This window comes from Lichenihabitans sp. PAMC28606 (assembly GCF_020616535.1).
GTDB classification, from domain to species: domain Bacteria; phylum Pseudomonadota; class Alphaproteobacteria; order Rhizobiales; family Beijerinckiaceae; genus Lichenihabitans; species Lichenihabitans psoromatis.
Window position 1 is genome coordinate 1,564,259 of the sequence record NZ_CP085136.1, and the last position, 13,021, is coordinate 1,577,279.

The 13,021-nt window shown below is 63.6% G+C and carries 12 protein-coding genes; 2 read left to right on the top strand and 10 right to left on the bottom strand.

The window, feature by feature from the left end:
• Nucleotides 1-64 precede the first annotated feature (64 nt).
• Genes LGH83_RS07440 through LGH83_RS07460 form a run of 5 tightly spaced genes read right to left on the bottom strand, consistent with a single transcriptional unit; the run spans nucleotide 65 to nucleotide 6,159 of the window.
• Nucleotides 65-2,290, bottom strand: coding sequence for an MGH1-like glycoside hydrolase domain-containing protein (locus tag LGH83_RS07440; RefSeq protein ID WP_227401240.1), 2,226 nt, complete (start codon nucleotides 2,288-2,290; stop codon nucleotides 65-67).
• 39 nt (nucleotides 2,291-2,329) lie between these two features.
• On the bottom strand, nucleotides 2,330-3,388 hold the full coding sequence (locus tag LGH83_RS07445) for an ABC transporter ATP-binding protein (protein ID WP_227401241.1): 1,059 nt from the start codon (nucleotides 3,386-3,388) through the stop codon (nucleotides 2,330-2,332).
• Nucleotides 3,375-4,154, bottom strand: coding sequence for an ABC transporter permease (locus LGH83_RS07450; RefSeq protein WP_227401242.1), 780 nt, complete (start codon nucleotides 4,152-4,154; stop codon nucleotides 3,375-3,377). The genes LGH83_RS07445 and LGH83_RS07450 overlap by 14 nt, the downstream gene beginning before the upstream one ends.
• The gene (locus tag LGH83_RS07455; RefSeq protein ID WP_227401243.1) at nucleotides 4,151-5,047 is read right to left on the bottom strand and encodes an ABC transporter permease; all 897 of its coding nucleotides are present in this window, start codon (nucleotides 5,045-5,047) and stop codon (nucleotides 4,151-4,153) included. The genes LGH83_RS07450 and LGH83_RS07455 overlap by 4 nt, the downstream gene beginning before the upstream one ends.
• Before the next feature lie 29 nt (nucleotides 5,048-5,076).
• Entirely contained in the window at nucleotides 5,077-6,159 is a 1,083-nt protein-coding gene (locus LGH83_RS07460) for an ABC transporter substrate-binding protein (protein ID WP_227401244.1), read from the bottom strand.
• A 207-nt stretch (nucleotides 6,160-6,366) separates the two neighbouring features.
• On the opposite strand from LGH83_RS07460, the gene LGH83_RS07465 reads away from it, so the two are divergent.
• Together LGH83_RS07465 and LGH83_RS07470 are read left to right on the top strand one after the other, a co-directional pair.
• A complete protein-coding gene (locus tag LGH83_RS07465) occupies nucleotides 6,367-6,984 on the top strand; it encodes a cysteine hydrolase (RefSeq protein ID WP_227401245.1) in 618 nt (205 codons plus the stop codon).
• A gap of 47 nt (nucleotides 6,985-7,031) precedes the next feature.
• A complete protein-coding gene (locus LGH83_RS07470; RefSeq protein WP_227401246.1) occupies nucleotides 7,032-7,853 on the top strand; it encodes a metallophosphoesterase family protein in 822 nt (273 codons plus the stop codon).
• 18 nt (nucleotides 7,854-7,871) lie between these two features.
• Here LGH83_RS07470 and LGH83_RS07475 read toward each other — a convergent pair whose 3' ends face one another.
• The 5 genes from LGH83_RS07475 to LGH83_RS07495 all read right to left on the bottom strand — a co-directional run bounded on the left by LGH83_RS07475 (nucleotide 7,872) and on the right by LGH83_RS07495 (nucleotide 13,000).
• Complete coding sequence (locus tag LGH83_RS07475; RefSeq protein WP_227401247.1) at nucleotides 7,872-8,597, bottom strand: DUF2786 domain-containing protein; 726 nt, start codon at nucleotides 8,595-8,597, stop codon at nucleotides 7,872-7,874.
• Between the two features lie 244 nt (nucleotides 8,598-8,841).
• The gene (gyrB, locus tag LGH83_RS07480) at nucleotides 8,842-11,304 is read right to left on the bottom strand and encodes a DNA topoisomerase (ATP-hydrolyzing) subunit B (protein WP_227401248.1); all 2,463 of its coding nucleotides are present in this window, start codon (nucleotides 11,302-11,304) and stop codon (nucleotides 8,842-8,844) included.
• 393 nt (nucleotides 11,305-11,697) lie between these two features.
• Nucleotides 11,698-12,120, bottom strand: coding sequence for a DUF2934 domain-containing protein (locus tag LGH83_RS07485; RefSeq protein WP_227401249.1), 423 nt, complete (start codon nucleotides 12,118-12,120; stop codon nucleotides 11,698-11,700).
• Nucleotides 12,120-12,374 (bottom strand): hypothetical protein, encoded by a 255-nt coding sequence (locus LGH83_RS07490; protein WP_227401250.1) that lies wholly within the window; start codon nucleotides 12,372-12,374, stop codon nucleotides 12,120-12,122. The genes LGH83_RS07485 and LGH83_RS07490 overlap by 1 nt, the downstream gene beginning before the upstream one ends.
• Nucleotides 12,375-12,520: 146 nt before the next feature.
• Nucleotides 12,521-13,000: an MmcB family DNA repair protein gene (locus tag LGH83_RS07495; RefSeq protein ID WP_131195195.1), complete on the bottom strand. Its 480-nt coding sequence runs from the start codon at nucleotides 12,998-13,000 to the stop codon at nucleotides 12,521-12,523.
• Nucleotides 13,001-13,021: the final 21 nt, after the last annotated feature.

Sequence of the window (13,021 nt, forward strand, 5' to 3'; positions counted from 1 at the left end):
CGCTCCGGCCTCGATCGGAGGCGCACCTTCGACCAGCGCCGCGTTCCTTGCAAGCCGGGCTGTGTCAGCCGTGCCAGACGATATCGATCCGCTGGCCCGCCGCAGCAGGCGCGATCGTGTCGAACCGGACGGTCTCGCCGGACGCCACCATGGCATCGGCACCGACCCGCGCCAGGATAAGAGTATCGGTGCGAACCTGCGGAAGCCGCAGGAACGCGTCCGTCTCGATCGTGTCGGGCAGCACGAACGACACGCGCCCGGGCTCGATCCGCAGATGGGTGAGGCGACCCCGCAGATTGGTTTCGAGCACCAACGTCTCGCCGAGCCGCAGCGACAACGTGGCATCCGCAACCGCAAGCGAGATCGCGCCGACCGGGCTTTCGAGCGGGCCGAGCGTCATCGGCTCACCCGTATTGGTGATCTCCCAGCCGCGCCAGGGCGAGACGTCCATGATCTCGCCGACCGCCATGAGCGGGATCAGCGCGCCCCAGCCATAGAAGCCTTCCGTATCGGGCTGATCGAGCGGTTCGCCCGTCACAGCATTGTAGTTCTCCGGGCACAGCCGCCGTGCCCAGGCCGTCTCGAATAGCGCGAAACTCTTCTGCGCGAGGCGGGACGCCTCGTCATATCGGCCGTTGCGGCGCAGCCCCTGCCAGACCCAGTAGTTGAGCGGGGGCCAGACACGCCCACGCCAATAGGTGTTGTCGCCGAAAGCGGGGTCGTCGCGCGACACGCTGGGGATCACGATATCGCCCCCGAAGGTCGCAGGATTGGCAAGGTGATTCAGCAGGGCCTCGGTTTGCTCAAGCGTCGGCGCACCCGAAACCAGCGGATAGAAACTCGTCGGCCCGACGCTTTTGACGAAGGCGCCGGTCCACAGCCGATTGGCGAAGATCCGGCGCGACGCGTCCCAGAGTTCGCTGCGGATCTTTTCTCGTGTCGCCTCGGCGCGGGCCGCATGGCCGGTGGCCCCCTCGCTGTCGCCGAGTTCGGCGGCGATGAGCGCCAGGATTTCGGCATCGAGCGCCAACAGACTGTTGAGGCCGACATCCATGCTGGCCAGGGTACGGGTTTCGGGGTCGTAGGGGGCCTCGTCGTGGATCGGCGAATTATCCATGCTGGATTCGTTGCGCGAGCCGAACGACGTTCCCTTGTAGAGCCCCTCGCCGACATCCGACGTTCCAAAGGAACAGAGCCCCCTGCTCCCCGGATCGCGATTGGCCCACCACCAGGCGTGATTGCGCGACAGGCTATCGACCATCAATCGAAGCAGCGGCTTCGACCCGCTGCGCCGATACATCAGCCAAACCAGGAACGAGGCGACCGGCAATTGCGTGCGGTCGACCCAGGCATCGTTGGCGGTCAGCAGGCAGGCAAAATTACCTTGCGGGGTCGCACTCGCCAAGGTGGCATCGAGGTTCTCGCGACCGACCTCGGGGTCGAGCATCGCGGTCATGAGGGCCGCATAATGCTGATCGTTGAGCCACACGCCGAAGCCGCCGAACTTGGCCTGGTTCCAGTTGCGGCTGATCGATGTGTAAGGCCGGGTGTTGATCGTATCCCAGACGGTGTTCCAGGCCATCACGTCACGCATCGCATCGAGCGCCCCGGCGAAGCGCCCGGTCTGCGCCGCCGTCGGCATCGATTGAGCTGACGCAAGCGCGGCGCGCGCCTGTTCGATCGCAAGGTCCTCCCGGTCCGCCACAGCGGCCGCGAAAGCGCCGTCACGCATCATCTCGAGGTTGAAACGGAGCGCGATGACCGTGGCGTCCGTGGCGCGCGAGGCGAGATGGAAATAGCCGTTCGCCTCGTAATCCGCCGCCACCGCCTCGACGCTGTCATGCCCAGTCACCTGCACGGGTGCGTCGCGCGTCACCAACGCCACGAACCGATGCCCGACCTTGACGACCGCAGCCCCCTGCGTCTCGCGATAATGCACGCGGCTGCCGTCCTCGGCCGACAGGCAGAGATTGATCCAGAATCGCAGCCCCCACTCGCCGAGCGTCCGGCCGTGCCATGCGCCCGCCACCGCGAAGGGCTGGTGCTTCCGATAGCTCCAATCGAGGACCGTTCCGGCGTGGCGGAGTTCGAGGCCGACGTGGCTTCCCTGAAGATCGTGCCGGCCGAACAGCACATTCTCACCTGGCGGAAACAGACTGGCCCGGCCGACGCTGCCCGCAAAGCCCACCGGGGTGACGCGAACGCCGAGCGGCAGAAACACCATTTCGGCCGGGCGGCTCGACCAAGTGTACCAGGCGCGGGACGGCGCGAGCGTGGCGTGACGAAGCATGATCGGACCTCGATCTGAGAGGGCGGGACCGTAATACGGTCAGTCGGTCAGCAGCACCGTATGGGCCGGCGACCAGGACAGACGAAGCCGCGTCCCAGGCAGCGGCAGGGTCACGTCGCGGTTCTGGCTGAACACCTTCAGTTCGGTGCCATCCTCGCCTTGGAGCAGAAAGGTCGAGGTCGCACCGGCATAGATGACCTCGCGCAGCACCGCCATCACGTGATTGTCGGTGGCGTCAGCAGGCGTGTCTTCTGAACTCAGCGTGATCTTCTCGGGGCGGACCGCCAGCGTCACCGTCTGTCCGGCCGCCGGGAGAGCTGTGGCGGTGCGGAGCCTCGTGCCCGCCGCATCGACCGCGCCGTCTTTGACCACACCCTTGAACAGGTTGGCGTCGCCGAGAAACGTTGCGGCGAAGAGCGTCGTCGGCCGCTCATAGATATCGACCGGCACGCCTTCCTGCACGATCCGTCCTTTGTCGAGAATCGCCACCCGATCCGACAGGGTGAGCGCCTCCTCCTGGTCATGGGTCACGAAGATCGTGGTCAGCCCGCTTTCCCGTTGGATGCGGCGAAGCTCGATCTGCATCTCCTGGCGGAGACGGCGGTCGAGCGCCGACAGGGGTTCGTCGAGCAGCAGCACGCGCGGCTTCGTCACGATGGCGCGGGCGAGGGCCACGCGCTGCTGCTGGCCGCCCGACAATTGCTTCGGCCGACGCGCGTCGAAACCCGTGAGATGCACGAGATCGAGAACGCGCGCCACCTCGCGCGCCGCAGCCGCACCCCGAATGCCCTTGCGATTGAGCCCGTAGGCGACATTTTCGGCCACGGTCATATGGGGAAACAAGGCATAGGATTGAAACACCATGCCGATGTTGCGACGCCACAGCGCTTCTCCGGTCACGTCGACCCCACCGATCCGCACGCGACCGCTGTCAGGCGCGACGAAGCCGCCGATGATGCGGAGGAGCGTGGTCTTGCCGGACCCGGATGGGCCGAGCAGGCTGGTGAACCGACCCTGCTCGAAATGGGCGTTGACATCGTCGAGCACGCGCAGCCCGCTATACCCCTTGCCGATCGCCGACACTTCAACGCCGCTCACCCTCGCCTCCCATTTTGGTCAGAACCGCGAAGACAAGGAACAAGGTGGCCGAGGCCACCAACAGGATCGTCGAAATGGCGTTGATCTCCGGTGTAAAGCCTTTGCGGATCGACGAATAGATCTCGACCGGCAATGTCGAGACACCCGGCGTCGCGAGAAAATACGACACCACGAACTGATCGAGCGAGACCGCGAAGGCGAACAACGCCGCCGCGATCAGGCTGGGCGCCAGCAGCGGCAGCGTAATAGCGAAAAAGGCATGGATCGGCGTCGACCCGAGGCTCATGGCCGCTTCCTCGAGGTCGGCCCTGAGGGTCTTCAGACCCGTGCCGACCACGAGCACCACATAGGGAATCGCCAGCGCCACATGGCCGATGATCATGGCGTGCAAGCCGCGCCCGATGCCGGTCCAGAAGAAGAACACCAGCATGGCGGTTCCGGTGATCAGCCAGGGAATGGCGATCGGCGGCAAGAGCAACAATTGCAGCAGGCTGCGGCCCCGGAAGCTGCGGCGCGAGAGAGCGAGCGAGGCGAGCCCTCCGATGGCCGTCGCCAGCACGGCGGTCACCAGCGCGATCAGCACACTGTTGCGGCTTGCGTTCAGCAACTTGTCGTTGACCGCAAGCGCCTCGAACCAATGCAGCGTCGGCACGATCGGGAGTGTGTAAAGTTCCGAGGTGTTGAACGCCATGGCGATCATCACGACGATCGGCGCATAAAGAAACACCAGCACCAGCAGCAGAAAGCCGCGCCCGAGCGTCGTCATGCGTCGAGCATCCGGCCGCGCAGGGCACGCGAGAAGATCGCGAAGATCACCAGCACGACGGCCAGCATCGAGAACGACAGGGCCGAGCCCAGCGGCCAATTATAGGCCTGCGTGAATTGATCCTCGATCACGGTTCCCATGGTGACGCCGATGCGGCCGCCGAGGATGCGCGGCTCCATGAAGCTGCCGATGACCGGCACGAAGATCAGGATCGAGCCCGAAATGAGCCCCGGCAGCGCCAGCGGCAGGATCACGGTCGCAAAGACCGTGGGGGCACGCGCCCCGAGGCTGCGGGCCGCATCGATCAGGCCATCATCGATACTATCGACCGCGAGATAGCAGGTTAGGATCATGTAAGGCAGATAGGCGTGAACCAGCCCGATCACGATGGCCGGGAAACTGTAGAGCAGCGAGATCGAACCCGCTCCCGGCACGACAAGATGCAGCAGCGCATCGATGATGCCACCTTCGCGCAGCAGCATGGTCCAGGAGAAGATGCGGACCAGCCCGTTGGTCCAGAACGGCAGGATGGTCAGTAGAAAGACGACCTGCCGGAACCGCCCCTTGGTGGCGCGCGACAAGGCAAGTGCGGCTGGCAGACCAATCAGCGCGCAGAGTCCGGTGGTCCAAAAGCCCAGTTGCAGCGACGTCCACGCCACATCGACGAGATAGGGCCGGTTCACAAAAGCCAGATAGTTCTGGATCGTGAACACGAGCGGTTTGGAACTGCCGAACGGCGTCGTCTTCAGGAAGCTGAAGATGAACATCGCCCCGAGCGGCAGAAACACAGCGAACAGAAGCCAGCCATAGGCCGGCAGCAACAGGCCGGCCGTGGACAGACCTTGTCTCGCCCGTTGCGATCGCGGCGGCGAGGCGGCGCCTGCGCTAGTCATCCCGAACCGGCTTTCTCCTGGCGAGATCGTCAGTGCGCGTAGCCGGCCTTCACCTCTTCCCACAGATCGTTGAACGCCTGGCGGCGATCCTCGGGCAAGGCCCCCATGAACTGCAGCTTCGGCAGATATTCGGGCTTGTGGATCTGCTTGTTGAGGTCGTCCGCCGGCAACATGTCCATGGCGGCACTATTGGCCGAGGCGGGCGCGCCGGATGTCGCCCATTGGACGTAGAATTTCGGGTCGATCATGTAATTGATGAAGGCCAGCCCGGCTTCCTTCTTGGTGCTGGTGGCCGGAACGCAGAGGTTATCGAGCCAACCGACCGCACCCTCTTTCGGAATGACGAATTCGACCGGCTGATTGTGGAGATGCACGGCCCGCGTAATCGCACCCGACCAAAAGATCGAGACATCAAACGCGCCGCCCGCGAAGGCCTTGTTCCACTCGTCCTCGCTCGACCAGATGAGCTTAATATTCTTCTTGAAGGATTTCAGTGTCTCGCCGATCAATTTCATGTCGGACGGGTTGTTGATGTTCTGCCCGGTCATCAACGCCGCGACGGCGATCTCGGTGACGGCATCGTCGAACAAAGCGCCGCGCCCGGCAAAAGCCGGATCCTGGAAGACCTTGTAGCTGTCGATCCCCGCCGCCTTGTCTTTGCGGACCGCCAGGGCATTCATGCCCCAGACCCACGGCACGCCATAGGTCTTGCCGTCGATCGTAATGTTGGGGTTTGTCTTGAAGGCATCCGCCAGACCGGCCGCGTTGGGGACCTTGGATAGATCGACCGCATCGATGAGGCCGTCGGCCTGGGCCTGGGCGTCGCGGGCCGAATTGACAAGCACGACGTCATAAGCGCCGGGGTTGGTGCGGAGCTTGGTCAGCATCTCGGGTTCGGCGTTGTAATAATCGTGTTTGACCTCGATGCCGGTCGCGGCCGCGAAGGCCTTGAGACCGAAAGCTTCGTCGGTCCCGTAACCCTGCCAATTCAGCACCGTAATCGTTTTGACAGAGTCGGCCGCCTGCGCCGCCCGAGACATCAATCCCGTCGCGGCGCTCGCCAAACCGGCCGATGCCATCAGAGTGAATTGCCGACGATCCAGACGTGACATGTTCATTCGCTCCCACCGAACGGCGTCGAAACTTGTTCGTACACCAACAAATCCTGCTTGCACTTCTCTGTCAAGCTTAGGTCTATTATAAATCCTAAAGACGCGACACATGTGTTCTTCGCAGGTGCAGCATAAAGCGGTTTTGCCGCGATAACAGGCGTTCAATGCTTCAAAAACGGCGAGCTGCCTCGTTTTGGTCCAGACATCATGTCTAACGTTCTTGGCTTCTATGGATCGAGCGTGCACGTCTGTATCGACATGCAGCGCCTGTTCGCGGAGGTGACGGCCTGGCACACGCCAGCGCTCGAAGGCATCATCCCCAACGTCGCGGCGTTAGCGCGTGCCGCGCCGAACCAAACCTTATGGGCCCGCTTTAACGTCCCGCCGCATGCCGATGCCGCGACAGGCCGGTGGCGCCACTATTATCGGCGCTGGGCTGAGGTGACGGGTGATCGTCTCGACCCCATTCTGCTGGATCTCGTCGAGCCGCTGGCCGGCCTCGCTCATCCGGGCACCATCTTCGACAAAACCGGCTATTCGATCTTCGACACACCCGCCTTCGTGGCTCGTTTGCAGGCCGAGGCGGTCGACACGATCGTGTTCTCGGGTGTCGAAACGGACGTCTGCGTGCTGGCGAGCGTGTTCGACGCCATTGATCGCGGTTATCGCGTCGTCATCCCGGTCGATGCGGTGGCGAGTTCCTCACCCGACAGCCACCGCGCCGTTGTCGATACGCTGCTGCCGCGTCTCGCCGAACAGGTCGATCTTGTTCGGACCAGCGACGTCGTCGCCGCGTGGGGCGGCGCGTCCGGAAAACATGACTGACATTGCCACGTCATCCATCCCCGCTTAAACCTCCCGGCATGAAGACCATGACCTATGCGATCGGCGACATTCACGGCCGCGCCGATCTCCTTGACCAGCTTCTCGCATCGATCGAGGCGCATGCAAGCCGCATCGGAGCCGCCGCCAAGATCGTCTTCACGGGTGACTATGTCGATCGCGGTCCGGATTCCTACGGCGTGATCGAGCGCCTGATCGCCGGGCCAAAACGTCCGGTGGATCGCTTCGTGTGTCTGCGCGGCAATCACGACGACCTTTTCATCAAGGCCGTGACGACCGGCGTCGGCGTGCCGGACTGGGCCTGGGACTTGTTCTGGTTCACGATCCGCAGTTATGGGCTGAATCGCGACACGCTGAACCGCAACGACGCCAAACTTCGCCGGCACGTGGCTTTTCTCGAGACACTCCCGCTGACCCATGACGATGGCACGAACCTCTTCGTGCATGCCGGCATTCGGCCCGGCGTCTCGATTGAGGACCAGATCGAGGAAGACCTGATCTGGATTCGTGAGGACTTCCTGAACCACCCCCATCCCCTGCCCCGCCGCGTCGTTCATGGGCATACGATCATGGGCGATCTCGCGGTCGTGACGATCAATCGCGTCTCGATCGATACAGGCGCCTACCGGTCGGGTGTTCTGACGGCGGCCGTGCTGGACGGACCGGACGTCAGCTTCCTGCAGGCGATCGGTGCACCGGATCGGGGCGCGATCGTGCGCGAAGCAAAGCTCTCCGCGTCGATCCGAGGGCAAGCGATCTCGCCCGACGTTCAGACCACCTTCGATGCTTACCTCGCCGGGTCGATCGAGGTCGACGAGATGGACAGGCGCCTCCGGCAGGTTCTCGTCTGACGCTTTCGGTGCTGCGGTTCAGGATGTCGGGGTCGTCTTCAGCCCCGGCGTGATCGTGAAGGTCTGTCCGGCATTGCCGCCCGCCTCGAAGGCATCCGGCGCGATGGTTCGGCCAGCGCTGCGCGTCGTGCGAAACGTCAGCCCGAGCTTCGACAGATCCTGCTCGATGATCGACGTCTTCACGACCACGAGGTCGCGACCGGACTTGGCATTGGCCTGATCACGATCGGTCTTCATGGCATCGAGCTTGTTCGCGATGGAGGTCACCATGCCGAGCGTGAACGACGCATTGGCGAGGTGCCGATCTTGATGCCGCACCTTGAGATAGGCCCGGCTCGTCTTGTAGCGCCCGAGTTCGGTGCGAACCGCAGCGTCGATCACGCCCGTCAGGTAAAGCGCGACCTCGGCATCGGCCGGCAACCCGAAGAAGACGAAGCGGTTGTCGCCGTCCGGGTTCTTCTCGCGCCAGACCTTACAATCGCAGAAATGCGCCACCGCGCCGATGCAATCGGCGATGGGGATGCGCTTCTTGCGATGCGTCTCGTAAATCATGCGAACGCAGGCGATCTCGCGCAGATCGACATCGCTGAGCGACAGATCATGCCGATCAAGCAGCTCCGCCGCCTTAGCGGCCGCCGCCAGCGCCTCGTCTTCCGTGCAGCCATTCTGGACGGTCTTCGACAGAAGCGCCCGAATACGGCCGGTCAGCTTATCGTGCGCGGCGGGATCGAGGGTGGGCGGCATGACGACGGGTCTCGTGGGGGGTCGGTTTTGGCGCGACCCTTCGGCTTGTCCGATCTCGCGCCGACGCCCCGACCGGGATCGTCAGACCAACAATCGACCAGCACCGAAGCGTTGCATCAGATCGACCAAAACCGCGTCGTTGGCCCTCGCTCATCGCAACACGAGCGACAGAAACGATCGGATTGTCATTCGGCCGTTTCGTCATCGAGAGAAGCCGAGCGCCACGATCCAGTCGCTCGCGCCCTCAGACGTCGAGATTGGCGACGTTATGCGCGTTGGCCTGGATGAACTCACGGCGGGGTTCGACGACATCTCCCATCAATTTGACGAACATGTCGTCGGCCTCGTCGCCTTCCTTGATCTTGACCTGCAACAGCGATCGGACGTTGCGGTCGAGCGTCGTTTCCCACAATTGCTCGGGGTTCATCTCGCCGAGGCCCTTATAGCGCTGCATCTGGCTGATACCCTTGCTGCCGGCCGCCATCACAGCATCGACGAGCGCGCTCGGGCCGGCGATCTGGGTCGACTCGCTCTTGCGCGCGAGCGTTGCCGGAACGTCGTAGATCTCGTGCAGCGCCGCGCTCTGCTCGTCGAGCCGACGGGCTTCGGCGGAGGACAGAAGACCCGCATCGAGGATCGACGCCTCACGCACACCACGAACCTCGCGCGTGAACACGAAGCCGTCATCCTTGATCTCGCCTTGCCAGCTCCGTTCGGTCTCTTCGGACAGAGCGTTCAGCCGCTCGGCAATGCGCTCGGCCAAGGCCTGCGCCTCGGCTTCGCCCAGTGCGTGAGCCGGCTTCAGGCCACCCGCGATGGCGGTTTGTTCCACCGCGACGCGATCGTAGCGCGAGTGCAATTGAGCCAGAATGGCGCGAACGATGCGGCCCTGCTCGACAGCGGCGCGAAGGTCGCCCCCGGCCCGCTCCTCGCCGCTCGCGAGCCGCAGCACCGTGCCGTCGAGCCCGTGGCCAATGAGATAATCCTCCCGCGCCCGCTCGTCCTTCAGATACTGCTCGGACGAGCCGCGCTTGACCTTATAGAGCGGCGGTTGGGCGATATAGACGTAGCCGCGCTCGATCAATTCCTTCATCTGGCGAAAGAAGAAAGTGAGCAGCAAGGTCCGGATGTGGGAGCCGTCGACGTCGGCGTCCGTCATGATGATGATCTTGTGGTAGCGCAGCTTATCGGGGTTAAAGTCGTCCCGTCCGATGCCCGTGCCGAGCGCCGTGATCAGCGTGCCGATCTCCTGGCTCGACAGCATTTTGTCGAAACGCGCCCGCTCCACGTTGAGGATCTTGCCCTTCAGCGGCAGGATGGCCTGATATTCGCGGTTGCGCCCCTGCTTGGCCGACCCGCCTGCCGAATCGCCCTCGACGAGGAACAGTTCCGACCGCGCCGGATCGCGTTCCTGACAATCGGCGAGCTTGCCCGGCAGGTTAGCGACGTCGAGCGCGCCCTTGCGGCGGGTCAACTCACGCGCCTTGCGGGCCGCCTCACGCGCTGCGGCGGCCTCCACCACCTTGCCGGCCACGATTTTGGCATCGGCCGGATGTTCCTCGAGCCACGTGCCCAGCGTTTCGTTGACGATCCCCTCGACCACAGGACGCACTTCGGACGAGACGAGCTTGTCTTTGGTCTGCGACGAGAATTTCGGGTCAGGCACCTTGACCGACAGCACGCAGGTCAGGCCCTCACGGCAATCGTCGCCGGTGACGTCCACCTTCTCGCGCTTGCTGAGGCCCGAGCGATCCGCATACCCGGTCATCTGCCGCGTCAGCGCCGCCCGGAACCCGGCCAAATGGGTACCGCCATCCCGTTGCGGGATGTTGTTGGTGAAGACCAGCACATTCTCGTGATAGCTGTCGTTCCACCATAGCGCGACCTCGACCGTCATGCCGTCGCGCTCGCCGCGCATCAACAGAGGTGTGCCGATCAGCGGCGACTTGGTGCGATCCAGATAGCGCACGAAAGCTTCGAGACCGCCCTCGTAATAGAGGTCCTCCATCTTCGGCTCGGCATGCCGCGCATCGGTCAGGATGATATGAACGCCCGAGTTCAAAAAGGCGAGTTCACGCAGCCGATGCTCGATCGTCGCATAATCGAACTCCACCATCGTGAAGGTCTCGCCCGATGGCATGAACGTGACTTCGGTGCCGCGCTTAAGGCGATCGCCGTCCTTGGGCGCAGGACCGATGACGATCAGAGGCGACACCGCATCGCCATGGGCGAATTCGATCAGATGTTCCTTGTCGTCGCGCCAGATGCGGAGCTTCAGCCATGTCGATAGCGCATTGACGACCGAAACGCCGACGCCATGCAGGCCGCCCGACACCTTGTAACTGTTCTGGTCGAACTTTCCGCCGGCATGCAGCTGGGTCATGATGACCTCGGCGGCCGATACGCCTTCCTCGGTGTGGATCCCGGTTGGAATGCCCCGGCCGTTGTCGGTCACGGTCACCGAGCCATCGACGTTCAGCGTCACGGTCACCAGCGTCGCATGGCCGCCCAGGGCCTCGTCGATCGCATTGTCGACGACCTCATACACCATGTGATGCAGGCCGGACCCATCATCCGTATCCCCGATATACATGCCGGGGCGTTTGCGAACCGCATCGAGACCACGAAGAACCTTGATGGAATCCGCACCGTAAGCGTCCGGTTGAGTGCCGTTCGAGGCATCCGACGGAAGGGGCGATTGAGCCATTTAAACCAGTAACTTTCTGCGGCCGTTGCCGACCGTGCCAAACTGAAGCGCGACTACGCCCTATATAGCCATTCTTGGCGCCAAGCGCAGTAGGGATTGCGTCGAGGTCGGCGATGGGCTGTGGGGAGTTCCAGCTACCACCCGAGCACACGGGCGAGGCAGGCGTGTCAGAAAGCGTCGGCGTGAACCGCCGATGGCCTGCGGGCTCGGCGGATTGTCGAGCGCGGCGGAGTTTGGCGGCGCTCCGGCGCCGCCACGATCGGCTGTTTCTCCACCGTCCGACGCCGTTCAGGCTGGCGGTGGTCGGTTTCGGCACCGCTTCGGCATGCGACGCCCGAGCAGGGTGAGCTCCGGCCGGCTGCCGATGGGCAGCCGGTGGCGATGAGGCTGACCTCAGGCCTTCGGGCCTCGAGTTTTTTTGGACGAGCGACGCGCCGGTACCTTTTCGGATTTGGTGCTGCCGGCTGTCGCGACCGTCTTTGGCATGGCTTTCTTCGGGGCTGCTGCGAGATCGGTGGCGGCCTTCGTCGGAGCCGTGATGGCCGGCTCGCGATCGATCGACGTCAGATCGTGATCGCCGGTGTCGGTCAGGTTCGGCGCTTCGCCTTCGTTGTCGATCGCGATCGACTTTTCTTCGACGGGCTCTTCCGCGCCGGTGTCGCGCGGCAGCAACGTATCCTGCTCGCTGTCCTGGATCGCGATGATCTCCTTGGCTTCGTCCCAATGAAGTTGATCGCGACCGTGCGGGTGGCCCTCAGCCTCCCACAATTCATGCGCTTTCTTGGCAATTCGTTCGTTATCGTCTTGTCCAGCCATCATAATCTCCCAGGAGTATCGGTCGGGAGGTCTTCCGCCTGGTGGCGAATTTCCTCGTCCATGTCGTCCAGCCCGTCCGCCGTTTCGTCCGGCAAGGTCGGGCGGCTGTTATTGGCCTCGATCCAATCGTCAAGCGTGGCGTCTTCGGGATCCGTGGACGGATCGTCGCTGGTGTTCGATTGCTGGTCGGCGATGCTCGGACGACCGTTGTCGAGCGGCTTGTCCTCGTCCTGATTCGGGGTTTTGGAGGTCATGCCCAAGCCCTTCATTAGTTTGAGATCGTTAACGCACCGTTAACCTTGATGGTCGCTGAAGCAGCCATGCTGCTGATGACGCGAGGAGTGAACGCCGTGCGGGCGAGCCGGGTTGCCGAGACGTTTCTGGCGGGAGCCGGACCCGCTTAGGACAGCCGGCTCTCGGGGTCGTAGGCGAGATGCAGGCGATCCGCGGCCGCCTGCGCGAAGCGGATCAGCAGGGCGCGGCGGGTCGCCCCCGCAAGACGATGTTCCGGCGCCTCGCGCAGGATCTCGGCCCCATAGGCGTCGGCGACGATCAGGCCAGCGTCCGGCGGCATGAGGCCGATCGGCATGTCCGGCGAGACCGCAAAGTAGAGCCGGTCGCAATGCGCCCGATAGATCGGCCATTTCGTATCGGCGCGAAAGTCAGCCACGGAGGATTTGACTTCGATGATGGCCAGCGTCCCGTTGGCGCCGAGCGCCATGACGTCGGCGCGACGCCCATCGGGCAACACAAGTTCGGTCACGCTGGCAAGGTTGCGGCTCCGCAACATGCGGCGCAAACCCTTGCAGATCACCCGCGCCATCTCCGACTGGCGCCCATCGTCGGGCAGCCCGTCGATCGCCTCGTTTCTAAACGCCATCGGCTCCTGATCAACCCTGCT